This window comes from Acrocarpospora pleiomorpha, assembly GCF_009687885.1.
In the GTDB taxonomy this organism is placed as follows: domain Bacteria; phylum Actinomycetota; class Actinomycetes; order Streptosporangiales; family Streptosporangiaceae; genus Acrocarpospora; species Acrocarpospora pleiomorpha.
In genome coordinates this window covers 20,590-45,614 of the sequence record NZ_BLAF01000021.1, presented here as the reverse complement: position 1 = coordinate 45,614, position 25,025 = coordinate 20,590, and the positions used below count along the sequence as shown (strand labels likewise).

The following is a 25,025-nucleotide window of genomic DNA, read 5'->3' as shown; positions in this document are numbered from 1 at the left end:
CAGTGCACCAGGTGTGTGAGGCATGACAGGAATGCCCTCGGTCAACTTCCTCGCGCATGCAATGCGTCAGAACGAGGCCGGCGGCCGTATCGAGTTCGAGCAGATGCTCGGGATGCTGGTTCAGGCCATCGAAGGAATCCAAGCGCGGATCCCCGAGCCGAGCGGCAGCGAAGGCGATTGGGGCATCGACGTATTGATCGGCGAACTCCACGGTCGTGTATCGATCTGGCAGGCGAAGTACTACATCGACGGCTTCAACAGCAAGCATCACGAAAAGGTGAGACGCTCCTTCAAATCCGCGCTCGATGCCAGAGCCAAGCATCATCACGTCATCGACAGATGGATTCTGTGTATCCCCTGTACGATGCCGCCCGCCTCCGACAGATGGTGGGGAGAATGGGTTGAGCAGCAAGAAGACACTGGCATCAAGATCGGCCTCTGGGATGAGAACAAGCTGCGTGATCTTCTGGCGCGGCCCGAGGCAGACCACATCCGGAACCTCTACTACAACCCTTATCGCTCACCAGTGGATGACCATCCGGCGCCGATCACGCTTGCCGTACCCGCAGACGACGGCCAGTGGCGGCCGGGGTGGATCAACGGCCACCACCTCCTGCACGAGGATGCGGTCGAGACGCCGGCCGCGGACCGTTCATGGGTATGGCGACAGGCGACCGCCGATCGGATCAGCCCGCCGGGACAGCGTGTCGTACTCCGGCAGGTTCAGTTGTTCCGCGATTCGCCTCACGGTCGTGCGAGACAGGATGGACTGGTCGATCAGGCCGCTCTCCTGGACGATCTGGCCGGTGTTCGCGGCCTGCCGCGTAAGGCCGAGCTGATCCGCGTAGGCGACTCCGTGGTGACGCTGGCCACCACATATTCAGCGGGTTCGTCGTGGCGAGAAGCACTGGGTCCGGCCACAGCGCTTGATCGGCTGGGAGCCGCGGCTGTGACCGCGGCTGCCGCCGCCGTGTGTGACAGCTTGCATGAATTGCATCGACGAGGTCACGCGCACCGTGCCCTGAGTCCAGATGTCCTCATCCTGCGTGAGGGCAGGCTCGCGGCGGTTCTTCGCGATCTCGGCTTGGCCGCGATCCCGGTGACGCCCGGTGAAGGAATCGCGCCCTACCAGGCTCCGGAACAGCTTCGACCGGGCCTGGCTCCAGTTCCGCCCGGGCCGAGCACTGACATCTACCAGGTCGCCGCGCTCGTTCACCATTCCATCTCCGGCATGCCAGGCGCCGTGCTGCCGCTACGCGCGGTCGTGCCCGAGTTCCCCGACGTTTTGGAGGACATGTTGGCCCGAGCCCTTGACGCCGATCCGACTCGACGCCCTGCCGATATCCGGGTACTCGCGGCTGAGTTGCGCCGGGCGCGGGAGGTTCTGTCTCGCGGGGCGATGTCATGACCACTGTGCCGGTGCTGCTGTCCACAGCCGTGGCGGTCGTGCCCTCCCAGAAGATTTACGCCAAGCTCGGCCCTGCCCTGCATCCACTCGCGCTGATCGAGGAGATGAGCAGCCTCGCCCGCCTGGGTACGCTGCCGGCACGGCTGGATGATGGCCGGCTGGTCGTCTACACCAGCAGGCACGTCGCCTGGCTCTATCCCAGCAACCGGGGTGACGCCTACAGCCTGGGCAGCGCCGTCCCACGTACGTTCAGGGACGAGGAGCGGCTGGTCGCAGCTGCCTTGCTCATTCGGTGTCAGTACGGCTGGCAGGCGTTTCAGCATGTCCGTGATGTACGTCTGGGCATGTCGGCCCATTGGGATCTCCTGATGCGAGCCTGGGCCCAGGCCGAGGCGCCCGTGACCGCCCGATCCCAGCTGCCGCCCTCGCACGCGCGGTACCTCGATCTGATGAGCCGAGTGATCGAGGCGGGCAGGGATATCGAGGTCGCCAAGCAACACGGTGCCGAGCCATTGCTCTACCGCAACAAGGCCAGTGCCAGGGAAGAGCGCCACTCCGCCCGAGACGTCTACACCTTTCAGCTCCTGCGATCCGCCGACGTGGCGGAAGGCGCGGTGCTCTATGTGCGGGAACGGCCAGAACTGCGCGGCAGAGTTAAACGGCTCAAGGGCGCCGAACTCACGATCCGCTTTGAACGCGCCATTGACTACGGCCAAGTGCCCGCGAGTGGCGCTCTGATGGCGATGCCCAGCGACCGCATCTTCCAAGCGCAAGCGGACGCGGTAACACGCCTCCGGGAGGGCCGATCGGCCAACCCTCGCCTGCTTCACCAGCTCGTCAATCGCCAGGTCTCACCGTACGAACCAGACGGGCACGCACAGCCACGTGAGCCGCTCGATCGTGAAAGCGGCCAGCTCGCCGCCTTCCAGCGCGCCCTCGGGGCCCCCGACATGCTGCTGGTCCTCGGCCCGCCCGGCACCGGCAAGACCAGGACTATCGCTCAGATCGTCACCGCGTGCGCGGGCCGCCAGCGAGTGTTGATCACCTCTCACACCAATCGAGCGGTGGACAACGTCTTGGAGAAGCTGCCGGAGGATGTTTTCACCGTCCGGATCGGCAACGAAGACAAGATGAGCGCTCACGCCAAAAGCCTCATAGTCGAGACCCGAGTGCAGCAGGAACAGAGCCGTATCCTGGCCGGCACGGAGGGCACCGCGGCCGCACTGGCCGCTTTCTCCGGCCCGAATGCTCCCGCTCAGCGCTGGCTCTCCTACCTGGCACAATGCCCTCGACAGCGCCTCATCAGCCGACTCCACCGCAGGACTGCTGGCGGCCGAGCGGGAAGCAGTCGTCGCGCGGGTGACCGCGCCGCTGGCCGATCGCCTGAGCAGGGCCGAGCATGAGGCTTCCACCGCTCGTGCGCTCGCCACTGAAATCGACGTTGCGTGCCGTACCGCACGTAAACGCTATGAGACCAGCCTCGCGAGAGCAGAATCGGGACCGTTCGCCTTCTTCTTCCGATGGCTGGCCGGTCGCCGGTTACCCAGACTCCAAGCAGCGCACCAGGATCTCGCCGCGGCGCAGGACAGACTCGCGAGGGCCGACGGCGCGCACGAGACCGTCAAGGCGCATCTGGAGCAACAGGTCGCAAGCGAGCCACAGGCCACTCGGCTGGCCGGAGAGATTCATCGGACGCACGCACAGCGTGATCGTGAACTTGCCGACGCCGAACGAGCCGCATCCATGATCCGGCCCATGATCTCCGCCTGGTTGCCGCTGAACGCGGCGGGATGTGGCGGCGACCTCGCCCGCTGGCGCACCGAATGCGCGCAGCTTGAGCAGGCTGTGGCCAAACTGGCGGCCAGAACGGAGATATTGGCCCAATGGCGTGCCGGCCTGGGGGCGGCCGGTGAGGAACTGCAACGCGAGATGGTGCGATACGCCACTGTGGTCGGTGCTACCTGCATCGGCACCGCGACTGCCGGGCTGCTGGCCGATCTCGAGTTCGACCTGGTGATTGTGGACGAGGCCGGGCAGATCTCGACACCCAACCTGCTGGTCCCGCTGGTACGCGGCAAACGCACCCTGCTGGTAGGTGACCACCATCAACTGCCCCCGTATCTCGACGAGGAGATCCGTGCCTGGGCCGACGGTCTACGAGCCGACAACGAAGTCGCTCCGGAGGCCGCGGAAGCGATTGGGGACATGCTGCGTCGCAGCGCCTTTGAGCAGCTGTACGGCACGCTTCCTGATGATCACCAGGTGATGCTCCGTACGCAGCGTCGCATGCCGCGTGAGATAGCCGACTTCGTCTCCGCCGCTTTCTACGGCGGAATCCTGCGCACCGACCATCCGGGCCAGGGAAAGGACCCGATCTTCACAAGCCCGTTCGCCATGATCGACACCTCCGACCTGCCCCGAGCCCGTCGGCACGAGACAGAGATGACCGGCGATACAACCGGCTACCGCAACGAAGCAGAGGCCGATCTGATCGTCCGGCTGATCAACGCGTACGCACCCCACTACAAGGACTGGGCGGTGATCGTGCCGTACAACGCCCAGGCCGACCTGATCCGTGCGGGCCTCGGCACGGCCGAGGCGGCCGAGCACGTGGGCTCCGTCGACTCCTTTCAAGGGGGCGAGCGTGACCTCATCGTGTACGGCTTCACCCGCAGCAACGTCGGCGGTGAGGTCGGCTTCCTCAAGGAGTTGCGCCGGCTCAACGTAGCCATCTCGAGAGCCCGCGCACAACTCATCGTCGTCGGCGACACCACGACGCTGGGCAAGGCCCGCAACAATGACTTCGCTCAGCTCATGAAAGCCATGATCGCCCACCTCGCACGGGTCGGAGATCTCCGGCCTTCCCGCGAGGTCAGCGCCCTGATCGACGCAGTCACGGAGGTGTGAGATGGGACATACCATCATCTATCCCGCCATACGAGCTGTCGAACACGCGGTCACTCGGTCGGGCGCGCACCCCGTGCGTATCTTTCCCGTCCTGTGGCCGCTCTGGCAGGTCGAAGTCACCGCCGACCTCTACGAAGAGCAGGCTTACGAGGTGATCGACCGGTATCTCATCAGAGCGATCGCCGACGGCGGCCTCACGACCGCCGGTGAGCTCAGCACTTTCTTCGGCCTCGACCGCTCCCTCGTGGAGCGTTGCCTGCACTTCCTGGCGATCATGGGCCATGTCTCGACGACCGGTGACGGCATCGTCCGCCTCACCGACCTCGGAATACGCTCGCACCGCGAAGGAGTGCGCTACGCCCTGCGCAGGGAAAGCCGAAGAAAGCTGCTCTTCGAACGGTTCACCGGGCAACCCCTGCCCAGAAGCCACTACGACGGGTCGGTCAGCATCCTGGACATCCCCACTGTGAGCAAGGAGATGCTGGCTGATGGCACGCGTTTCCGGCCGATGTTCGCACTGACCCCATTCACCGGAAAACTCATCACCGACCTCGCCGCGCGGCCCGACCGCGCTGCTTACAACGTGCCCGTGCAACTCACCGAAGTCAGGGATGTACGACCCCAGGAAGCGTACTTGCCCACCTATCTCATCGAGACCATCAAGGGAACGTTGCTGGCATACACGGCCGCGAACAGGGAACGCGACTCATTCCTGGAAGGGGTGCTCAATCAAGTGCCCGAAGCACGTGCCAGGGTCGAAGCTGAATCCCGGCTGGACGAACGCTCCTTGTGGCGGGAATGGCTTGCCGACAGCGGCTACGGCCACGGCACCCTTGTCCGGGCCGCGCACGGTGGCTGGCGCGTGGTCCTCCCGGCGAGAATCTACGGCAGCGGGGGCAAGATCCCGCTCAGCCGAGTCGGATCCTTCCAACTACGCAAGAACCACTTCCTCCAGCTGTGGTGCCAGGACGAACGGCTGCGTGTCCGAGCCGCCCACGAACGCGCCCTCGGCATGGCCAGGCAACGCGAGGTGCGAACGCGCTGGGATCTCGAACAACGACTGACGGACCTTGCCGCGCAGCTCGACATCGAGATCCCGACAATCGCCTCCCTGCGTACCTACGCCCAGCAGAACGGTCTTCGCGATCGGCTCGCACACCTCGACGCCCTCGAATAAGGATCACGTATGGTCGGCATGACCCTCACCGTCCACCTCTGGCGGATGAAGTTCCAAGATCCCTACCGATTCGTCGATGCTGCCCGGGCCCGTCTTTGCGTTGCCATCCCCGCACTACTCTGCACCGTCGTCGCGCTGACCGGGTGTAGTGATCGTGCTGGTGACGCGCCCGCACGGCCTACGACGCCGGTGGTGTCCCAGGAGATACGCGAGGTCGACTTCTCGAACCTTGAGTGGTTCGATTCGGTGACGGCTTCGACGGTGAAGCTGGTTGATGGTGCCGCCAGGCGTGACGCCGATAACGAGTCCGGGGGATTGAGCTGGCAGGTGTCGGGGCCGCCCCGGTACGCCGACGCCGACGGGGACGGCGATGAAGACGCCGCGGTGGGACTGCGAGCGACTGGCGCTCAGTTGGTGTCGGAGGCATGGTATGTCTGGCTGTGGGGCGACGGCCAGGTCCAACAGCTGCGGTTGCCGATCGCCACGACATCACGGTGCAGCCGGCCCATCGAGGCGGTGACGGCCGTCCCGGACGGCTTCATGGTCAAGCAGTTCATGTCCGTGAGCGAAGACAGCTGCGCCAGCGGCGGCTCCGTGCCGATCACGCATGTGGTGGGGGTGCGGCATGGCTGGCCCGTGCGCATTCACCCCTACTACGGACCGATGGCCCCGTGTGATCCCCGGCACTTTTCCGTGGCGTTGCACCCGGCGGGCAAGGTCTCGTTGTACACCTCGGCGGACGTTCGTTCTCCCTTGGTGGAGCCGGCCGCCACCTATGACAGGTTTCTTGTGGACAAGTACAGCGCCGATCCTTCGCTGACCCCCGAGTGGGACTGGATTCTCGGTATCGCGGTCAGTGGCACCCGCAAAGTGTGCGGGTGGGCTCGTGCGGATCAAGTCCGAGCGTTGTGGTGATGAGCCGGCGGTGGAGGCACTACCGGGGTCGATACCTCGACCATAGTTCGACGAGGTCGGTGCGTGGGCTGTCTGTGACGGCCACCCCGATCAGACGCGCCTCGGTGTCCGTCCACACCAACGCCCGTTGCGTGGGACTCCAAGCGAAGACGTGAAGCCCCGGCGGGGGTGTCTTCTCGCCACCCACCGGCTGGACGGGCGGTGCGGCATCGAAGTAGGCGGGCGCGACCTCGTTGTAGGCAGCCGGTCTGTAGTTGGCGAACATCACCGTGAGGTTGCCGTCGTTGGTGCAGTAGCTGCTCCGGACCGGCAGCCCGCCGCCTTGGGTCCTGCGGGCTGGGAAGTTACCGGTGAGGGCGGTGTCTCCAGAGCCGGACCGGCATCGACTCCAGCTCGGATAAAGATCCCACGCCTCGATGAACGCCCGCATGCTCGACGAGTCGGCCAGTTCGCTGGGGACACCGGGAAGGCCGGCGAGGGGGTTCTCGCTGGGGGCGATGGAAGGGCCGGAGCTCTCGCTGGGGTCTCCGGGTGGGTTGGACACGTTGCTCAGGAGCGTACCGATCACGATCAGTACGGCGGCGAGGACGCCGATCGCGGACAGCAGTGTCGCTCGTCGTGTCACTGGCCGGCGTTTGCCGGTGTGGTCCTCGTCGGCGGCCGCAGGATCGCCACCGGCGCTTTCGGCCTGTAATCGTGGGCGCAGTGCCAGGCGGATCCGATGGTCCAGCGCGCCGCCGTCCGCCAGGCCGGCCAGGTGCGGACGGGGCGTGTAACGACGCAGCACCGCGGCGATGACGGAGGCGGCGGTTCCCGTCGCGGCGGTCAGCCACGCGACGACTTCGCCGTGGACCTCGGGACTCACCTGTTCGTTCGCGTTCAGGTGCAGGATGGCGTCGGAGACCTCGTCGAGCAGATCCCACTGGGCCAGACTCTCCGCGTGGCCGGCGATGGCCAACAGCCACGTGATGGCACGGCCGTGGTCGCCGGGTTCCCGCCCGGCCGATCCGTTCGCCGAGTCCAGAAGACGGATCGCGCGCACCACCTCCCCGACGGCCTGCGGATCCGCCGACACCGCCGCCCGGAGCCGGTCGCCGTCGAGAGCGACGAGAACATCTCGGAAGAAGTCGTGATCAAGGTCGGACCGCGCCGCGAGCCGGAACAGTTCGACGAGCGCTTCCCGGTCTCCCGCGCGTACGGCGGGGAGAAGCCGCCCACCACGGGACGCCAACTCCGCCGGCGCGTCGAACTCCGCCGCGACCATGGAAAGAAGCTCGTCGACCGTTCCGATGCGTCGATGGGGGTCGTGCATCGTCGCGGCCCGGACGATGGCGCGCCACGGCCCGGACGGAGGCAGCAGGGGGACATTCGGCTGCGGCCATGTGCCCTTGAGCGCCCAGCCGACGATCTGTCCGATGCTGTAGATGTCGGCCGGCGGTCCGGCCACGTGCGCGTCGACCGCCAGCTCCGGCGCCGCGAATCCCTCGGTCCCGAACTGGACACCCACCTGGGTACGGCGAGGGTCCGTGGTCTGTCCACGGGGCCGCCTGCCCAGCCCCCAGTCCGCGACCACCCACCGGCCGGCGAAACGCAGAACGTTGTCCGGCTTGAGGTCTCGGTGAATCCAGCCCTTCCGGTGCGGTTCACGCAACGCCTCGCATACGGCCGTCACCAAGGCGCGCACCACCGCCGATTCCGGAGGTTCCTCGGCGAGGACTCGTGCCGTGCCGTCCGCCAGCGGCATGACGAACCAGTCATACGACCGGCTCCAGTCCAGGACGGGAAGCACATGGGGATTGCCCCCGAACAGGCGAGCCGCCTCCACCTCACGCCGCATCCGCGCGAGAGCGTCGGGGGAGCGCCAGTCGAGTCTCTTGAACGCGACACGCGCACCGGTGGGTTTGTGGACGGCGCCGAAGACCGTCGCCTGACCGCCCCCGGCGATCGGCCTGGCATCGAGGGCGAAGTCCTTACGCGAGCCCCGAGCTGTGAGCCGGACCACCTCAAGCGCGGAGGTCAGGCCAGGACCGGCCACGTCGTCCGTTCCCGGCCCTTCCGATTCCGAGGCCTTGCCGTTGGCGTGCGCCGACATCAGCGGCAGGCGACGGATTCGCCGTACCGGCAGCCGATCTGCCTCACTCCGAGCTACCTCCGTGCCAGTGCTAGAGGGGGACCAGGGGCCGATATCGGCAATAACAAGGTGATCCGGTCGCTTCGTGGCAAGACGACAGACATTGACCAGCATTGCTCGCCTAACCAGCAGACGGAGACTATCGCGAGTCACACGGTCGGGGGCTGAAACCCCTGCCGCCGGTGGGCGGCAGGGGGGTCCGCCACCTCGCTGTGCAGGTCAAGGCGGGTACGGAGTTGGTTGCGCCGGCGTTGGCGAGGAAGCCGAACGCGGTGGTCGCTCCGGCCCCGAGGCTGCCGTTCCAGCTCACGTTGCCGGCGGTGACGCCGGCGCCGCTACTGGTGACCATGGCGTTCCACGACTGCGTGATCGCCTGGCCGTTGGTATAGGTCCAGGTCACGGTCCACCCGGTGATCGCCGAGCTGCCGGCCCGGACGGTCACGTCGCCCTGGAAGCCGCCCTGCCAGGCATTTGTGATCACGTAGGTAGCCGAGCAGGTGCGTGCACCCCCGGAAGGGCTCGGTGAGGGCGAGGGACCCGGTGAAGGGCTCGGCGACGGTGACGGTGGCGGTGGCGGTGACGGGCTGGGGCTTGGGGAAGGGCCGGAACCCAGCGTCAGATCGGCATCGGTGAACGTCCCGTGCGCCGGGTTCACGTCGGCCTCGCCGCCCGCGCCGTTGCAGCCCCGGTCGGGGTTGAACATCAGGTAGGTGCCCGAACCGCAGTCGATGGCCGGCTCGGCGTCGCCGCCGACGACCACGTTCCCGCTGAGGTTCGCGCCACCCTGCACCAGGGCGCTGTCGCGGACGATCGCGTTGCCGGTGACTGTGGCACCGCTGTTGACCCAGGCCATGCCCTCGATCCGGGCGTTGCCGCTGACCGTGCTGTTGCCGTAGACCGCCGCACGTGGCCCCACGTACGCGCTGGCCGGCACGTTGGCACGGCTGTCGACCCAACCGCCGCCGTTGGAGTGCCACCGGCCGCCCGTGGGGGTGGGCCGGGTGTGCCCGGCCTCGTGCCCGTACGGCCCCCTCGATGCGGAACTGGTAGGGGTTGCGGTAGTTGCGTGGGTACCCGTCCAGGAACGCGTACTTGTGGACGACCCCCGGCGTGCCCGCCACGACGAGGTACACCTCCCGCTCACCGGCCTGTGTCTGGAAGCTAAGCGTGCTGTCGGTCATCACGGTCACCGGGCTGTAGCGCGGTGTCCCGTTGCGTACGGCCACGAACCCGACCGCGAGACCGTTCTGCCCGGCGGCGCTGACGGATGTACTGCATCAGCATCCAGTTGCCGTAGTGGTGCCGGCTGCTGCTGTAGGCCAGGTGCTCGGTGCGGATGAACCGGGTCAGGTCGCCGACGGCCACGGTGGGGTAGACCTGCATCGCCCACCCGCGCCGAGGCACCCGATCCACACCCGGCAAGACCTTTGTCGGTCCACATAGTTTGCCTTTCAAACAAATCATGTCAAGGTGGTCTCACCCGATCGGCCGGGTCAGCGGATCCTCTCGCCGCCGCCAGAGCGCGCTGACCACGAGCAGAAGCTCTGTCGATCAGCTCCAGCCGGCATCGGCGGGTACGGCCTCAGCCATGTAAGTTTCGGGCTGGGTGTCATTGCGGCTCGTCACACCATGCTGGTCAAATAGGGCACACGTTCGGGCACCGCTCGCCGCGTGGCCCGGAGAAAGTCCGCCAGGATCGGGTCGCTGTTGCTCGATCGGTAAGCCGCCAGGACTGTCCGGTTTGCTCGCTCGTGATGCAGTCGGGTGGCATCGATGCGGTTGTCCGCTCGGTGCCCCAATGCGGGTGCGACGGCGACACCACCCATGCCGACGACAAGCTCTCTGACGACGTCGTAATTGTTGCTGCGGAAACGGATCCGCGGAACGAATCCCGCTGCCGCGCAAAGCCGCGTCAGTGACGTGGCGCCGGCTGTTCCCTCCGCGCTGGTGATCCAGGATTGATCGGCCAACCGGGACAGTTCAGCGGGCGGACCGCTACCGGCACGGCGGAGCAGCAGCAGGTCCTCGCGAAACAGCGGCTCGGTGGTGACATCCTCCGGCCACTGCCGCGGACAGAACCCATACTCGTAGAGGAACGCGACATCGAGAGCACCCTCGACCAGCGCACCGACGAGGGTGTCGGGCTCACCTTCCTCCAGCGTCACCTCGATACCCGGACGATCGGCGGCGAAGTCCGGCAGCACCCGCGGGACCAGGCCGACATTGCCGGTCGGAAAGCTACCCAGCCGGATCCGGCCGGACGCACCGGTCGCCAGTTGACGAACCTGGTGTTCCAGTTCGTCCACACTGGCCAGCACGCGCCGGCTCAGCTCGACCAGCCGGTGCGCGGCCGCCGTCATGCGCACGCCGCGGGCCTCGCGGTCGAACAACACGAGCCCGGTGTCCTTCTCCAGCGCGGCGATCTGCTGCGACACCGCCGAGGAGGTGTAGCCCAGTTCGCGAGCGGCGGTCGCGAACGAACCCGTCCGGTGCACGGCCTGCAGCGTGACCAGATGATGCAGTCGGTACATCCCGCGCCCTTCGTCGCCTCAGCCGGGAGGATAAGCATCCTTTGCCCTTCATCGCAAATTCTGTCGGTCTCCTTGCTCTTGGTTTCGGCTCCCCGCACGCGCGATCGTGGACCGCAGGACCCGCTGAGGAAGGAGTTGAACGCCGGTGCCCGACCGACTGGAGCTGGCGCTGCGGGAACGCGGCTGCGGCGAGGTCGCCGCGGACCGAGGTCGGCGCGCGCAGTACGCCGCCGATGCGTCGAACTACCGGCGGGTGCCCCGCGCGGTCGTGTTCCCCCGCACCCGCCAGGACGTCATCAACGCCGTCGCGGTGTGCCGTGAGCTGGGGGTCCCGATCACCTGCCGGGGCGCCGGCACCAGTACCTCCGGCCAGGCCGTCGGCGAGGGCGTGGTCCTGGACTTCTCGCGCTTCTACAACCGGGTGCTGGAGCTGGATCCGCAAGGCCGGCGCGCCGTCGTGCACCCCGGCATCGTGCTCGACGACCTGCAGGCCGCGGTCGCCCCGCACGGGCTGGTGTTCGGGCCCGACCCCTCGACACACAGCCGCTGCACGATCGGCGGCATGATCGGCAACAACGCGTGCGGCTCACACTCGCTCGCGTGGGGACGGACGTCGGAGAATGTCATCGAGCTCGAGGTCGTGACCTACCGCGGGACCGTACTGACCCTGGGCGAGATGACCCGCGATGAGATCACCGCCGCGATCGAGGAAGGCGGGGAGCGCGGCGAGCTGATCGCCCGGCTACACGAACTGGTCCAGGGCGATCTGGAGGTGCTGCGGACCCGGCTGGGCCGGTTCCCGCGCCAGGTCTCCGGGTACGCGCTCGAGCAGTTGCTGCCCGAGCACCGGTTCAACCTGGCCCGCGCACTGGTCGGGTCCGAGGGCACCTGCGCGATCATCCTCTCGGCGACGCTGCGCCTGGTGCCACAGCCCCCAGCGCGGGCGCTGGTCGTCCTCGGCTTCGAGAACGCGTTCCAGGCCGCGGACGCGGTCCCGGCGTTGCTCGGACAGACCGGGCTGCTCGCGCTCGAAGGATTGGACCGGTCGCTCACCGACGTGGTCACCCGGCCCGAGACTCGCGCGACCATCGTGACGCTGCCCTCCGGGAACGCCTGGCTGTTCGCCGAGCTCGGCGGCTACCGGGGCGCGCTCGAGGAGGCAGCGGCCGCACTGGTCACGGCCGCTGTCCCGGCCGCGGGTTTCACCGGCGCGGAAACCGTGACCGACCCCGACCGATCGAAACGTCTTTGGCGGATCCGCGAGGACGGCGCCGGCCTGGCCACCCGGCTGCCCGACGGCTCCGAGGCATGGCCCGGCTGGGAGGACGCGGCAGTCCCCCCGGCCGAACTCGGCCCGTACCTCCGCGGATTCTCGACGCTACTCGGGCGGCACGGCCGCCGCGGCGCGGTCTACGGCCACTTCGGCGAAGGCTGCCTGCACGTACGGATCGACTTCGACTTCACGACCGAGCACGGCGTCGACACGTTCCGCGCGTTCGTCACCGACGCGGCGAAGCTCGTCGCCGCCCACGGCGGCTCGCTCTCCGGAGAGCACGGGGACGGCCAAGCCCGTTCGGAGCTTCTGCCGCTGCTCTACCCTCCTGAGGTCATCACGCTGTTCGAGCGGTTCAAAGCAGCCTGGGACCCCGACAACGGACTCAACCCCGGCATGATCGTGCGTCCACTGCCGGTCGACGGGAACCTGCGCATCAGCCCCACCCGGGCCGGCCTCCCGCTGACCACGGTATTGCCGTTCCACGCCGATGGCGGCGACTTCGCCAAGGCCACCCGCCGGTGTGTGGGTGTGGGCCGCTGCCGGTCGCACGCGCCCGCCGGCGGGGTGATGTGCCCGAGCTACCGGGTGACCAGAGACGAACGAGACTCCACCCGCGGCCGAGCCCGCCTGCTGTACGAGATGACCCAGGGCGAGGTGATCACCAGCGGGTGGCGGTCCGAGGAGGTCCGTGATGCCCTCGACCTGTGCCTGTCCTGCAAGGGATGCAGCGTCGACTGCCCCGTCGGCGTGGACGTCGCGAGCTACAAGTCCGAGTTCCTGCACCAGCACTACTCCGGACGCATCCGGCCTGCCTCGCACTACTCGATGGGCTGGCTGCCGTTGCTGTCCCGCGTCGCAGCACGCACGCCCCGCCTGGTCAACGCGGTGACCTCGTCCCGGCTCGCCCCGTTGCTCAAGAAGGCGGGCGGGATCGCGGCGCAGCGGGAGATCCCGCGGTTCGCCGAGCGCACCTTTCTCGACTGGTTCCGCGCACGCGACCCGCGCGGGGATGGCCATCGCGGACCGGTGCTGCTGTGGGTCGACTCCTTCAACAACCACTTCAGCCCTCAGGTTCTTCAAGCCGGCGTTGTGGTCCTGGAGCACGCCGGTTACCGTGTCCAGGTTCCCAGGGGCACCCAGTGCTGCGGCCTGACGTGGATCACCACCGGGCAACTCGGAATCGCCCGCCGCGTCGCCGCTCGCACCACCCGGGCACTCACAGAGGTCGTCGATCGCGGCATCCCGGTCGTCGGGCTCGAACCCAGCTGCACCGCGGCGCTGAAAACCGACCTGCCGGATCTCCTCGCCGACGATCCGGTCGCCCGCGGACTTGCCGACGCGATAAGCACGTTCGCGGAACTGCTCACCCAACGCACTCCCGGATGGAAGCCACCGCGGATCGAGGTGACCTCCCTGTCGCAGACGCATTGCCACCAGCACGCCACGTCCGGATTCGGCGCCGACGCCGCGCTGCTGGCCGCGGCCGGAGTGGACAACCAGGTTCTCGACTCCGGATGCTGTGGCCTGGCCGGCAACTTCGGCTTCGAGGACGGCCACTACGACGTGTCGATCGCCGCTGGAGAGCAGGTGCTGCTGCCCGCCGTTCGAGCTGCCGCGCCCGACACCGTGGTGCTCGCCGACGGATTCAGCTGCCGCACTCAGATCGCCCAGGCCACGGACCGGACGGCCACGCACGTGGCCGAGCTCATCGCCACCCGACTGTCCACATGAGAGGGAACTGACATGACCGACGCGCTCGATCTCGTCGACGAGTGGGGCCCCGAGAAGATCGTCGTCGTCTCACACCGCCGCACGGGGATGAGGGGTGTGCTGGTCATCGACAACGCGGCCCGGGGCGTCGGCAAGGGCGGCACCCGCATGGCGCCGACGGTGACCGTCACCGAGGTGGCCCGGCTGGCCCGTAACATGACCTGGAAGTGGGCGGTGGTCGATCTGTTCTATGGCGGGGCCAAGGCCGGTATCGTCGCCGACCCGACGTCGCCCGACAAGGAGGCGATCCTGCGCGCGTTCGCCCGCGCATTGCACAACGAGGTCCCCCGCGATTACGTGTTCGGGCTCGACATGGGGCTGACCGAGGACGACGCCGCGATCATCCAGGACGAGCTCGGCGACCGTGGAGCCGCTGTCGGCACACCGTCCCACCTCGGCGGTGTCGCCTACGACCAGCTCGGTGTCACCGGCTTCGGGGTGGCCGAGGCGGCCGACGCGAGTGCTGAACTGATCGGCCGCCCGCTGGCCGGTTCCCGGGTTGCGATCCAGGGCTATGGCGCCGTGGGGCGGGCCGCGGCGGAACGTCTCGGCGAGCTCGGAGCCGCCATCGTGGCGGTCTCCACCGCGCATGGGGCCATCCACCACCCGGCCGGCCTCGACGTCACGGAGCTGGGCAAGGCCTGTGACGAGTACGGCGACGCCTTCGTCACACACTTCGGCGGCACCGCATTGCCGCCGGGTCAGGAACTCCTCGTGGACTGCGACATCCTGGTTCCGGCCGCATTGCAGGACGTCATCGACGAAAAGACCGCGCACGCGGTCAAGGCCGGTCTCGTCGTCGAAGGCGCGAACCTGCCCACTTCCCCGGCCGCGCAGACCGTCCTCGCCGCGAGGGGCATCACCGTGGTCCCCGACTTCGTCGCGAATGCCGGTGGTGTGATCGCCGCGGCGTTCGCCATGGACTCCCGCTACTCCGGATTCCGGCCCGGTACCAGGGAGGTGTTCGCGACGATCTCGGACAAGCTGCGGAGTAACTCTCGAACGGTCCTCGAGGAGGCGGCGGGCGCGAACATCACGCCACACCAGGCGGCGCGGCGGCTGGCCGAGGACCGTGTGCGCGCCGCGATGCGGAGCAAGGGCTGGCTCGGGGCCGGCTGAGCGCGGACTCCGACGTCGTCCGGCCGGTGGCTGGGCACAGGACGAGAAACCGCCGCGGCCCGCTGACCCGGCCGTGGCGGTTTCTCGTTGTCGCGTCAGAGGAAGCTGACGTTCTGCGCCAGCGTCAGCCGGCTGGAGTAGTTGACTGTGGTGGTGGCACGGCGCATGTAAGCCCGCCAGGCGTCCGAACCGGATTCTCGCCCGCCACCGGTCTCCTTCTCACCGCCGAACGCGCCACCGATCTCCGCGCCCGAGGTGCCGATGTTGACGTTGGAGATACCGCAGTCGGATCCATCCGCCGCCACGAACCGCTCGGCCTCCTGCTGGTCGCGGGTGAACACCGACGACGACAGTCCCTGCGGCACAGCGTTGTTCAGCGCGATCGCCTCGTCGAAGTCGTCATAGGTCAGCACGTACAGGATGGGGGCGAAGGTCTCCTCGCGTACCACTGCGGTCTGCTCCGGCATCCGGACGAGGGCGGGCTCCACGTAGGCCGCGTCCGGCGCCTCGTCCGCCAGCCTGCGACCGCCGCCGACGAGGACCTTGCCGCCCTCGGCCTCCGCCCGGGCGAGGGCGTGGCGCATGCCCTCGGCGGCCGCGGCGGTGATCAGCGGTCCGACGAGAGTGCCGTCGGCGAACGGGTCACCGATGGGCAGCTTCCGGTAGGCGGCGGTGAGCCGGTCGACCACTTCGTCGGCGAGGTCTCGCTGCACGATCAGCCGGCGCAGGGTCGTGCACCGCTGCCCGGCCGTACCGGCGGCGGCGAACACGATGCCGTGCAGAGCCAGTTCGAGATCGGCCGATGGGGCCACGATCGAGGCGTTGTTGCCACCCAGTTCGAGCAGGCTGCGTCCGAACCGGGCAGCCACCCTCGGCCCTATCTCGCGCCCCATCCGGGTCGAGCCGGTCGCGCTGATCAGGGCGACCCTCGGGTCGTCGACGAGCTTCTCTCCGATGCCGCGGTTGCCCAGCAGCAGCCGGTGCACCTCGCGAGGCGCGTCGGCCTCAACGGCCGCACGGTCCAGCAGGTGGCTGCACGCCAGCGAGATCAACGGGGTCAGCTCCGATGGCTTCCACACCACCGTGTCACCACAGACCAGGGCGATGGCGGTATTCCAGGACCAGACCGCCGCCGGGAAGTTGAACGCCGAGATGACGCCCACGACGCCGAGCGGATGCCAGGTCTCGGCAAGCCGGTGACCGGGACGCTCGGAAGCGATCGTGCGGCCGTAGAGCTGCCGTGACAGACCGACCGCGAAGTCGCAGATGTCGATCATCTCCTGGATCTCACCGAGCGCCTCGGAGCGGATCTTGCCAACCTCCACGGTGATCAGGTCGGCGAGATCGTCCTTGTGCTCGCGCAGCAGATCACCGAGCCGCCGCACCAACTCTCCCCGGACAGGGGCGGGTGTGGTCCGCCACGTGCGGAATGCCGTCTGCGCTGCGGTGACCGCCTGTTCGGCCTGTTCCGCGGTGGTAGCGGCGAGCTCGAACAGCGGCCGGCCGGTGATCGGAGTGCGTGCGGTGAGGCCGGTGCCCTCGGGGGCCGTGATGCCGACGCGCCGGAGGGCGCTCAGCGCCCGCTCCCGGATCGCGTCGGTGCTGAGCAGGGTGTTATCTGACATCAGTGGTCCTTTCCAAGGCGCGAAGGGAAATCATCCGAGCTCGCCGGCGAGGTCGAGTGCCTTGGCGACCTCGGCGATCGATGCGCTCTGCTGCTGTTCGTAGAGCGAGAACGGGTCGTGGATGTCCCGGTCGATTTCCCCTGCCAACCAGTCCAGGTCGTACCCGACGCCTTCGCGGGTGTTGTCCCGCGTTCCTTCGCCACTGAGGTTCGACTGGAAGATCCCGGCGGCCGAGCGGGGCAGGAAATCCTCGTAGACGATCGGCTCGGCCCGCAGCCAGCCCTGATCGAGCAGGTCGGTCACGCCCGTCGGTGGCCGTCCGTGGCGAGGCCGGTCATCACGCAGGCGATAGGTGAAGAACGCCAGCCCTTCGTCGATGAGGCTGCGTTCGGTGCCGGGGAAACCCTCCCGCCACACGGTTCGCGCGGCTTCGTCCCACCCGGACTCGGTGGCACGCCGGTCGGTCTCCTCCAGAAGCAGGTCATAGCGCGCGCGCCCCCTATGGGTCAGCGCGATTCCCCGCGCCTCCACCTCACCGAACCGGACCCGCAGTGCTCCGGTGGTGACGCTGCCGTCGGCCAGGCGCATCCGGCGTGGTTCGGCCAGGGCCCGGAAGGATGTCTGGCGCAGCAGGACATCCGGTCCCTCCCAGCGTGGCGGGCCCTGGATCGCGTCGATCATCTCGATGCCGCGTTCGGTCATCGTGCGGTACAACTCGTCGATGTCGAGCACGCGCGGGGTGAGGTGGTTGATGTGGGTGCTGCGCACCCCACCGATGTCGGCGGCGACAGCCGACACCTGTTCCAGCGTCTCGTACCACGCCTTGTCGACGGGTTCACCCGACAGCGCGAACGACCCCACCGCGAGGTTCAGAAAGCGCTCGGCCTGGGCCTGCGGCAGCTCCTTCTCCCGTTCGGCCCGGTCCGCGAGATCGATCAGCTCCGGCGGGAACAGCTCACGTCCGGCCAGGAAGTTCGCCAGGCGGGCCCGCAGATCATCGTCGAAGAACCGCGGGTCCCCGGGGGTGAGCAGGGAGGTGAACACGCGGAACGGATTACGGGCCAGTTCGTCCGCCTCGATCGGGCGGAAGGCCGTCGAGATGACCGGCACCGCGCTGGTGGCGGCCTCACGCAGGTCGTAGAAACCGACCGGGTGCATGCCCAGGGCGCCGAAGATCCGGGCAACCTGCTGCAATTCCCTCGGTGTGCCGACCCGGATCGCTCCATGCCGCTCAGCGGTCACCCGGGCTATCGAGCCGAGCCGCTCGGCGTCGGCGCCCGATCGCTCCAGCACCGCGGCGTTGACCTCGCGGGAGACGTCGACCAGCGTGGTGTAGGCGGGCACTTCGCGGCCGTACATATCGGACAGTCGGCGCGCGAACTCGGCGCGCAACTGCCACTGTCTGATGGTCGTCACTGCTTTCCTCTCGATTCGCGGATCACACGATGTGCGTTTCAGGCCGGGTGAACGCTCCCGGCGCGAACCGCGCTGTGCTCAGTGGGCTCACGTCGAGGAATGGCTCGCGCTCCAGGTAGAGGTCCCGGATCACCTCCCCGACGGCCGGCGCCTGCAGGAAACCGTGGCCGGAAAAGCCCGTGGCATAAAGGAAGTTGACCGTCTCCTCGGCCCGTCCGAGCAGAGCGTTGTGGTCCGGGGTGACCTCGTACAGCCCGGCCCAACCGGGTTTCAGGCCGACGTCCAGCAACCGCGGCGCGCGCGTCTCGATCGCCTCGCCCAGGCGCGGCAACCAGTCCTCCGCGTAATCCAGGTGGAATCCTGGTTTCTGGTCCGGATCGGACATGCCGAGCAGCAGGCCCCGGCCCTCCCGGTGGAAGTAGAACGATGTGGCGAAGTCGATCGTGAAGGGCACCACCGGCGGCAGGTCGGGCATCGGCTCAGTGAACATCACCTGCCGTCGCAACGGCTGGACCGGCAACTCGACGCCGGCCATGTCGCCGATCGCGGCCGACCAGGCGCCCGCAGCACAGATGACGGTGTCCGTTGCGATCTTTCCCTGGTCGGAGACCACTGCGGTCACTCGATCGCCGGATCGTTCTAGGCCGAGCACGGTCGTGCCGGTGCGCAGGACCGCGCCCCTCCGCCGCGCGGCGTTCCCGTACCCCAGCACGACCGACTCCGGAGTGCAGTGCCCGTCGTCAGGCGAGAACGCCGCCGCCAGCACTCCCTCGGTGTCGATCATCGGCGAGAGCCGCCGCGCCTCGTTCACGTCGATCATCCGGCTTGTCACGCCGAGTTCGTTCTGCAGCTTGACATCGCGCTCGAATGCCGCGACATCATCCTGAGTGGACAGCAGGAACAGGTAACCGACCTGGTGCAGGTCGATCTCCTGCCCAGGCCGCTCGCCGAACCGGGTGAACGCTTCGAGGCTGCGCGTCCCCAGTGCGATGTTGAGCTCGTCAGAGAACTGGGCGCGCACCCCGCCCGCGGCGCGACAGGTCGAACCACAGCCCAGCTCTCCCCGCTCGAGCAGCACCACGTCGGTGACGCCCGCTTCGGCGAGATGGAACGCGATACTGGTGCCGATCACCCCGCCGCCGATGACGACGACGGAAGCGCTGTCGGGCAGTGGAGTTCGCGACATCGAAAGCGACCCTTTCCTGGAGTGCCTGGACGACCTCCCCATGGTGAGTCCCGAGATCGTTGACGTCTATTGACACTTCTTTCCATGGATTATTTAGAATCCTTAAATGGAATGGACGAGCGCGCAGTTGCGCTCCCTGGTCGAACTGACGCGGCGGGGCACGGTCACCGCGGCAGCCGAGGCGCTCGGCTACACGCCAGGCGCGGTCTCCCAGCAACTGGGGGCGCTGGAGCGGGCCGCCGGGATGGCGCTGCTGCGCCGGGTGGGACGCCGGGTCGAACTTACCGACGCCGGTCGCGCACTCGCCGCCCACGCCGAGCGGATGCTGGGCATCGCGGCGGACGCCGTCGCTGCCCTGGAACGCACCACGCACACGGTCTCGGGCGTGCTGCACGTGGGCCTGTTCGCCACCGCCGCCGCGGAGATCCTGCCGCTCGCCCTCGCGCGCGCTCAGAACGAGCACCCCGGCCTGACCGTGCACAGCCGGGAAATGGTGGTCGACGAGGTCTACGACGCCGTCGCCGCCGGGTCGGTCGACCTCGCCCTCGGACTGGACTATCCCGACGTGCCGATCCCGCGCGACCCCGCGCTGCGGTTGATCCGTATGCTGCGAGAACGGTTCTCGCTCGCCCTGCCCGAAGGCGTGCTGTCCGGAGCACGGGAGATCAGCCTGGCCGACGCCCGTGATCTCGGCTGGATCCTGCCGGACCTCGACACCCACTACGGGCAGGCGATCCTTACGGTCTGCCGGCGCGCGGGGGTCGAACCCCACGTCCGCCACCAGGTCACCGACACCGCCGCCTCCCTCGCGCTCGTCGAGGCGGGCGTTGGGATCACCCCGGTCACGGACCTCATGCTCCGGCTGCGGCCGTCCCGGTTCCGGGTCGTCGACCTGACCGAGCGGTTCGAGCGGCACATTGTCGTCATCGTGCGCGCCACGGCGCAGAGCCGCCCGACGGTGGCGGCGCTCATCGGTGTCCTCCGAAAGCTGGCCACAGCCGGGGAATGACTCCGGTACCCCGCGAGCACCGAGGCGTCACTCAGCCCCTGCGCAGTCCGGCTGCGGGGGTCCCTTGCCGTTCCCTACGAGGTGTAATACCTTACACCTCAATCCAAAGAAGGGTAGGGCCGACCGTGAGTCAGAGCACTGTCACGCAATACGGTGGCAACAGGGGATTGAGCCGCAACCTCGGGTTCTCGCACTTGGTCATGCTGGGGTTGCTCCTGATCGGTGCGCTGGCTCCGGTGAGCGTCTTCGGTCCGATCGACGCGGTCAGTGGCGGCGCTGTCGCGCTGGTTTACATCGTGGCCTGCATCGCCATGGGATTCACCGCCGCGTCGTACGCCCAGATGGCGCGCGTGGTACCCAAAGCCGGTTCGGTGTTCGCCTACGCCAGCACCGGCATCGGTCCCCGCACCGGGTTCATCGCGGGCTGGATGGTCCTGCTGGACTACATCCTGGTTCCCGGGCTCTGCTACGTGGTGACCGGCCTCGCCATGAACTCTTTCATTCCGTCCATCCCGGTGTGGGTGTTCACGGTGGCGGCACTGGTCATCACCACGGGGCTCAATCTCGTCGGCGCCAAGGTCGCCTCACAGGCCGGAGCGGCGGTGATCGTCGCCGAGGCCGTGATCCTGCTGGTGATCGTAGTCGGCGCCATCCACTTCCTCGGCACGGAGGGCGCCACCCGCGAGACCCTCTCCCCGCTGACCGGTGTCGGCGGCGGCTTCGACGTCATGAGTGTCCTGCACGGTGTGTCCATCGCGGTGCTCTCCTTCCTGGGGTTCGACGCCATCACCGCGTTCGCCGAGGAGAACGCGGGCACACCCAGCGTGGTCAGCAAGGCGACGTTGACCTGCCTTGTCATCGTCGGCGTAGCCTTCGTGGCGCAGACCTATCTCGGCGCGCTCATCAACCCGGTCACCCCCGGGCAGTTGACGGCCGACGCCGCGCTGCAGGGCGCCACCTACTACAGCGCGGTCCAAGCCTCGATCTCGTCCTGGGTCGCCACCGCGCTCGGTGTCGTCAAGGCCGTCGGTGCCGCGTTCGCCGCCATGGTCGCCATGGCCGCCGGCAGCCGTCTGATCTACGGGATGTCCGCCGATCGCCGGCTGCCCCGCGCGCTGGCGGTGATATCGGCCAGGACGCACACGCCGGTCAACGCGACCCTGCTGTCGGCGGCGATCACCGTAGCGATTGCGCTGCCTGCCTCCCTGTTCGCCGACGGGCTCTCCGTGCTCGCCAGCCTTGTCAACATCGGAGCACTGTCGGCGTTTGTGCTGCTGCACATCTCTGTCTTCGCCTACTTCCGGCGGGAAGGCACATTCCGGTTGGTCCCGCACCTCCTCGTGCCGCTCGCGGGTGGCCTGGTCACCGCCGCGATCCTGGCTTCTTCCAGCCGTTACGCCCAGCTGATCGGGCTCGGGTGGCTGCTGGTCGGGATTGTCGTGCTGGCCGTCCAGGGGCTGCGACGGGTCGCAGCCGCACCCGTCGGCGAGGCGTGACGGCGGCGCCGGAGAGCCTCGGGCACCGTTCACCCCTCGCCGCGAGGGCCGGTTCGTTCAGTCGGCGGACCGGCCCTCGGCCATACCCGCCCAGATCCCGCGGGCATGCTTGAGGTGCCGGCTCATCAGCTGGGCGGCGTCTTCGGTCCGGCCTGCTTCGATGGCGTCGAGCAGTTCGTCGTGTTCCCGGGTGGAGGCAAGGAGCCTTTGGCTGCCGGCTATGCCGTCGAAGCCGTAGAGCCGCGCCTGGTCGCGGAGCTGGCCGACGATGTCCACCAGCCGGGGGTTGCCGAGGTACCCCAGCAGCATCAGGTGCAGCTCCCGGTCGATGCCGACGAGGCCGACCCAATCGCCGGCTTCGGCGGCCTTTTGAGCGCGGTCGGAGAGGTCGCGTAGGGCGGCGAAGTCATCGATCAGGCCCTGTGCGGTGATCTCACGGACAGCGCCGACTTCCAGCATGAGCCGGATCTGCAGGGTCTGGTCCAGCTCGGCGTCGGTGAGCACGCGAATGCGGAAGCCGCGATTGCGCACCATCTCGATCAGCCCTTCCTTGGCCAGGTCGAGTAGTGCTTCGCGGACGGGTGTGATCGAAACCTGCAGCTGCTCGGCGACGCGGCCGATGGCGTAGAGCGTTTGGGGCCGGAGTTCTCCGGACACGATCTGCGCCCGAATCGCATCGGCCGCGTCCTCACGCAGGCTGTGGCGTCGAAGCCCCGTGGACGGCTTGTCCGCTGCGACCGGACCGGACATGCGAACCCCCTCGATGTCGAAAGCTTGCCGCCGTCAAGCATAGATCGGTTGAACCTCATGTGTGAGGTATCGCAGGTCTCACGCCGATGCCGCGACCGACTGGTGGGCGAGCAGCCGGGCGATGGCCCAGTCCTGCGCGGCGATGCCGACGGTCTTGAACACCGTACGTCCTGTCGTCTCCGGGCGGGTGCCGAGCAGCGGCGCGAGCTCCTGGATCTCCCCGCGTGGGCGGGAACCACGGTTGAGCGCGTGGATGATCTCGCCCGCCTCGCTCATCGCCGCCGGCAAGTGCTCGACGACCACCAGGTCGGCCGTGGCGATGAGTTCGTCGGGCAGTTCCCGCATGGTGGGCCGGAACGAACCGATGGCGTTGACATGCACCTGCGGCGGCAGGGCCTGGAGGGGAAACAGGGGAGTACTCGACGGTGTCGCGCAGCAGACGATCTCGGCATCCGCCAGGGCATCGGCGACGCGCCCTGCGATCCGCACCCGGACGCCGGGCAGTTCTGCCGCCATCGCCTCGGCGAAGGACTCGGCCCGGGCGGGATCGAGGTCGAACACCGTCAGTGCGGTCAGAGGCCGGACGGCCTGCACGGCTCGCACCTGGTCGGCGGCCTGGCCGCCGGTGCCGAGCAGGACGAGCACGGACGCGTGCGGTCCGGCGAGAACATCGGTGGCCGCACCGACGATGGCACCGGTGCGGATCGTCGTGATGGCCTCCGCGTCCGCTACCCATCGCTGCGCCGGATCGGTCCACAGCACCGTGCCCGTGATCGCCGGCGTCCGGTCGAACTCGACGCTGAGCGTCTTGACGGCCGCGGCACCGGTCGGACGGTGATAAGCGGTCATCACCAGGACACGCCCGTCTCCGAGGTGGAGGCGCGGCGGCATCGTGAAATTCCCCGCCGCGACTTCCCGCAGCATGGCGCGGATCGCCTCGATGGCATCGGGCATGAGCACGCGCGCCCGGATCTCACTCGCGCTCATCACCTGATCGGCAGCGGTCACGATTCTCTCCTCCACTATTGACACCTCATATATAAGGTATTACACCTAAGGGACTCAACCATCAAGGAGGCCGGATGACCCCGGAACGGGCGGATGTCGTCGTGATCGGCGGCGGCGTGGTGGGCAGTTGCGTGGCCTACTTCCTTGCCCGGTCGGGAATCGACGTAGTGGTGCTCGACCCCGCGCCCGGAAAAGGCGCTTCCGCTGGCAACGCCGGCCTGGTCGTGCCCAGCTACACCCTGCCCATGTCCAATCCGGACGCTCTGATCACCGGACTCCGTTCATTGCTGGGAAGAGCCCCGTCCACGCTGGCCAGTCCGGTGTCAGCGCGCACCCTTGCCTGGCTTGCCCGGTTCGTGCTGGCTTCGCGGCCGGGCCGGGCGTGGCGGGACGTGAGGGTGCTGCACGAGCTGGCCGAGTTCAGCCGGCGCGGCTACGACCAGCTCCGGTCCGAAGCGGACTTTCCCCTGTGGAGCGACGGCTTCCTGCACCTCGCCCGCGACCGGCGGACGTGGGCGGCCGAGGTGCGCACGGCACGCAGGCTCGCCGCGATCGGGGTGCGTTCCGAAGAACTCGGCCCCGACGCCCTCGCCGCGATCGAACCCGGCCTGGCGAGCGGGTTCGTCGGCGCCATCCGATTCCCGGGCGACACCGCCCTCGATCCGGAGCGCACGACCCGGGCCTTCGCCGAGGCCGCCGTACGGCACGGGGCGGTGTTCCACGCCGAGCGAGTGGTCGGCGTACGGACCGTCGCCGGCCGGATCGAGGCGGTGGAGACCACCGGTCCGACCGTTGCCGGAAAGGCGTTCGTCCTTGCGACCGGTGCCGACACGGCCGCGGTCGGCCGGTTGTTCGGCGTCCGGCTGCCGGTGGAGCCCGGCTACGGCTGGAGCCTCACCCTGCCGACGCACGCTTCCCTGCTGCGCCATGCGGTGCAGTTCGCCGACGAGCACGTCGTGGTGAACTCCGGCCCGGACCGGATCCGCATGACCGGCGGGATGGAGTTCGGCGGGCGGGCGTCGCAGGCGCCGCGCCCGGAGGCCATCGCCACGCTGCGCGCCGTCGCCGAAGCGGCGATCCCCGCGATGCGCACGATCGCCGACCCCGGCATAGCGTGGCGCGGCGCCCGGCCGATGACCCCCAGCGGGCTACCGATCATCCGCCTGGTGCGCGACAACCTCGTCGCGGCCACCGGTCACGGCCCCCTCGGTGTCACCCTCGCACCGGCCACCGGCCGGATAGTCGCCCACCTGGTCACCCAGAAAGGCATTCCACTCCGTTCCTCCTGAAACCCCGAAGGG

19 protein-coding genes and 1 pseudogene are annotated in these 25,025 nt (G+C 68.3%); 10 read left to right on the top strand and 10 right to left on the bottom strand.

Annotated elements, in window-relative coordinates:
- Positions 1-22 precede the first annotated feature (22 nt).
- Genes Aple_RS19880 through Aple_RS19865 form a run of 5 tightly spaced genes read left to right on the top strand, consistent with a single transcriptional unit; the run spans position 23 to position 6,407 of the window.
- Positions 23-1,408, top strand: a complete 1,386-nt coding sequence (locus tag Aple_RS19880; RefSeq protein ID WP_155346134.1) for a protein kinase family protein — start codon at positions 23-25, stop codon at positions 1,406-1,408.
- Positions 1,405-2,811 (top strand): AAA domain-containing protein, encoded by a 1,407-nt coding sequence (locus Aple_RS53330; protein WP_218038421.1) that lies wholly within the window; start codon positions 1,405-1,407, stop codon positions 2,809-2,811. Before Aple_RS19880 ends, Aple_RS53330 begins: the two co-directional genes overlap by 4 nt.
- Entirely contained in the window at positions 2,768-4,315 is a 1,548-nt protein-coding gene (locus tag Aple_RS53325) for a DEAD/DEAH box helicase (protein ID WP_218038420.1), read from the top strand. The genes Aple_RS53330 and Aple_RS53325 overlap by 44 nt, the downstream gene beginning before the upstream one ends.
- A gap of 1 nt (position 4,316) precedes the next feature.
- Positions 4,317-5,492, top strand: coding sequence for a hypothetical protein (locus Aple_RS19870; RefSeq protein WP_155346133.1), 1,176 nt, complete (start codon positions 4,317-4,319; stop codon positions 5,490-5,492).
- Between the two features lie 9 nt (positions 5,493-5,501).
- The gene (locus Aple_RS19865; RefSeq protein WP_155346132.1) at positions 5,502-6,407 is read left to right on the top strand and encodes a hypothetical protein; all 906 of its coding nucleotides are present in this window, start codon (positions 5,502-5,504) and stop codon (positions 6,405-6,407) included.
- Positions 6,408-6,426: 19 nt separating this feature from the next.
- Here Aple_RS19865 and Aple_RS19860 read toward each other — a convergent pair whose 3' ends face one another.
- The 5 genes and pseudogenes from Aple_RS19860 to Aple_RS19850 all read right to left on the bottom strand — a co-directional run bounded on the left by Aple_RS19860 (position 6,427) and on the right by Aple_RS19850 (position 11,069).
- Positions 6,427-8,499, bottom strand: coding sequence for a serine/threonine protein kinase (locus Aple_RS19860; RefSeq protein WP_170321571.1), 2,073 nt, complete (start codon positions 8,497-8,499; stop codon positions 6,427-6,429).
- Between the two features lie 178 nt (positions 8,500-8,677).
- Positions 8,678-9,472, bottom strand: coding sequence for a cellulose binding domain-containing protein (locus Aple_RS52120; protein WP_246264634.1), 795 nt, complete (start codon positions 9,470-9,472; stop codon positions 8,678-8,680).
- 148 nt (positions 9,473-9,620) lie between these two features.
- A pseudogene (locus Aple_RS56320) lies at positions 9,621-9,764 on the bottom strand (DUF6055 domain-containing protein); the annotation flags it as partial.
- Positions 9,700-9,951 (bottom strand): DUF6055 domain-containing protein, encoded by a 252-nt coding sequence (locus tag Aple_RS52115; protein ID WP_170321567.1) that lies wholly within the window; start codon positions 9,949-9,951, stop codon positions 9,700-9,702. The pseudogene Aple_RS56320 and the gene Aple_RS52115, both read right to left, overlap by 65 nt.
- 209 nt (positions 9,952-10,160) lie before the next feature.
- Positions 10,161-11,069 (bottom strand): LysR family transcriptional regulator, encoded by a 909-nt coding sequence (locus tag Aple_RS19850; protein ID WP_155346130.1) that lies wholly within the window; start codon positions 11,067-11,069, stop codon positions 10,161-10,163.
- A 145-nt stretch (positions 11,070-11,214) separates the two neighbouring features.
- Between Aple_RS19850 and Aple_RS19845 the strand changes: the two genes are divergently transcribed.
- Positions 11,215-14,076, top strand: coding sequence for an FAD-binding and (Fe-S)-binding domain-containing protein (locus Aple_RS19845; protein ID WP_246264632.1), 2,862 nt, complete (start codon positions 11,215-11,217; stop codon positions 14,074-14,076).
- 12 nt (positions 14,077-14,088) lie between these two features.
- Positions 14,089-15,234 carry a Glu/Leu/Phe/Val family dehydrogenase gene (locus Aple_RS19840; protein WP_155346129.1) on the top strand — a complete coding sequence of 382 codons (1,146 nt, stop codon included), beginning with the start codon at positions 14,089-14,091 and terminating at the stop codon, positions 15,232-15,234.
- Between the two features lie 95 nt (positions 15,235-15,329).
- Here Aple_RS19840 and amaB read toward each other — a convergent pair whose 3' ends face one another.
- Genes amaB through Aple_RS19825 form a run of 3 tightly spaced genes read right to left on the bottom strand, consistent with a single transcriptional unit; the run spans position 15,330 to position 19,461 of the window.
- Positions 15,330-16,859, bottom strand: a complete 1,530-nt coding sequence (amaB, locus tag Aple_RS19835; protein WP_155346128.1) for an L-piperidine-6-carboxylate dehydrogenase — start codon at positions 16,857-16,859, stop codon at positions 15,330-15,332.
- A 30-nt stretch (positions 16,860-16,889) separates the two neighbouring features.
- Entirely contained in the window at positions 16,890-18,275 is a 1,386-nt protein-coding gene (hglS, locus tag Aple_RS19830) for a 2-oxoadipate dioxygenase/decarboxylase (protein ID WP_155346127.1), read from the bottom strand.
- Positions 18,276-18,297: 22 nt separating this feature from the next.
- Positions 18,298-19,461, bottom strand: coding sequence for an NAD(P)/FAD-dependent oxidoreductase (locus Aple_RS19825; protein ID WP_218038419.1), 1,164 nt, complete (start codon positions 19,459-19,461; stop codon positions 18,298-18,300).
- A gap of 106 nt (positions 19,462-19,567) precedes the next feature.
- Here Aple_RS19825 and Aple_RS19820 point away from each other — a divergent pair, with 106 nt between their 5' ends.
- Together Aple_RS19820 and Aple_RS19815 are read left to right on the top strand one after the other, a co-directional pair.
- Positions 19,568-20,470: a LysR family transcriptional regulator gene (locus Aple_RS19820; protein ID WP_155346126.1), complete on the top strand. Its 903-nt coding sequence runs from the start codon at positions 19,568-19,570 to the stop codon at positions 20,468-20,470.
- 200 nt (positions 20,471-20,670) lie between these two features.
- A complete protein-coding gene (locus tag Aple_RS19815; RefSeq protein WP_155346125.1) occupies positions 20,671-21,966 on the top strand; it encodes an APC family permease in 1,296 nt (431 codons plus the stop codon).
- Between the two features lie 57 nt (positions 21,967-22,023).
- Here Aple_RS19815 and Aple_RS19810 read toward each other — a convergent pair whose 3' ends face one another.
- Together Aple_RS19810 and Aple_RS19805 are read right to left on the bottom strand one after the other, a co-directional pair.
- Complete coding sequence (locus tag Aple_RS19810) at positions 22,024-22,716, bottom strand: GntR family transcriptional regulator (RefSeq protein ID WP_155346124.1); 693 nt, start codon at positions 22,714-22,716, stop codon at positions 22,024-22,026.
- A 78-nt stretch (positions 22,717-22,794) separates the two neighbouring features.
- The gene (locus Aple_RS19805) at positions 22,795-23,724 is read right to left on the bottom strand and encodes an ornithine cyclodeaminase family protein (RefSeq protein ID WP_246264630.1); all 930 of its coding nucleotides are present in this window, start codon (positions 23,722-23,724) and stop codon (positions 22,795-22,797) included.
- Between the two features lie 74 nt (positions 23,725-23,798).
- Between Aple_RS19805 and Aple_RS19800 the strand changes: the two genes are divergently transcribed.
- A complete protein-coding gene (locus tag Aple_RS19800; protein ID WP_155346123.1) occupies positions 23,799-25,013 on the top strand; it encodes an NAD(P)/FAD-dependent oxidoreductase in 1,215 nt (404 codons plus the stop codon).
- The last annotated feature ends 12 nt before the right edge of the window (positions 25,014-25,025 follow it).

Coding starts and splice junctions, on each gene's coding strand:
- Aple_RS19860 (WP_170321571.1), bottom strand. CDS start 8,499: ATGTCGGCGCACGCCAACGGCAAGGCCTCGGAATCGGAAGGGCCGGGA.
- Aple_RS19810 (WP_155346124.1), bottom strand. CDS start 22,716: ATGTCCGGTCCGGTCGCAGCGGACAAGCCGTCCACGGGGCTTCGACGC.
- Aple_RS19840 (WP_155346129.1), top strand. CDS start 14,089: ATGACCGACGCGCTCGATCTCGTCGACGAGTGGGGCCCCGAGAAGATC.
- Aple_RS19800 (WP_155346123.1), top strand. CDS start 23,799: ATGACCCCGGAACGGGCGGATGTCGTCGTGATCGGCGGCGGCGTGGTG.
- Aple_RS19825 (WP_218038419.1), bottom strand. CDS start 19,461: ATGTCGCGAACTCCACTGCCCGACAGCGCTTCCGTCGTCGTCATCGGC.
- Aple_RS19820 (WP_155346126.1), top strand. CDS start 19,568: ATGGAATGGACGAGCGCGCAGTTGCGCTCCCTGGTCGAACTGACGCGG.
- Aple_RS19850 (WP_155346130.1), bottom strand. CDS start 11,069: ATGTACCGACTGCATCATCTGGTCACGCTGCAGGCCGTGCACCGGACG.
- Aple_RS19815 (WP_155346125.1), top strand. CDS start 20,671: ATGCTGGGGTTGCTCCTGATCGGTGCGCTGGCTCCGGTGAGCGTCTTC.
- Aple_RS19865 (WP_155346132.1), top strand. CDS start 5,502: ATGGTCGGCATGACCCTCACCGTCCACCTCTGGCGGATGAAGTTCCAA.
- Aple_RS53330 (WP_218038421.1), top strand. CDS start 1,405: ATGACCACTGTGCCGGTGCTGCTGTCCACAGCCGTGGCGGTCGTGCCC.
- Aple_RS19870 (WP_155346133.1), top strand. CDS start 4,317: ATGGGACATACCATCATCTATCCCGCCATACGAGCTGTCGAACACGCG.
- Aple_RS19880 (WP_155346134.1), top strand. CDS start 23: ATGACAGGAATGCCCTCGGTCAACTTCCTCGCGCATGCAATGCGTCAG.
- amaB (WP_155346128.1), bottom strand. CDS start 16,859: ATGTCAGATAACACCCTGCTCAGCACCGACGCGATCCGGGAGCGGGCG.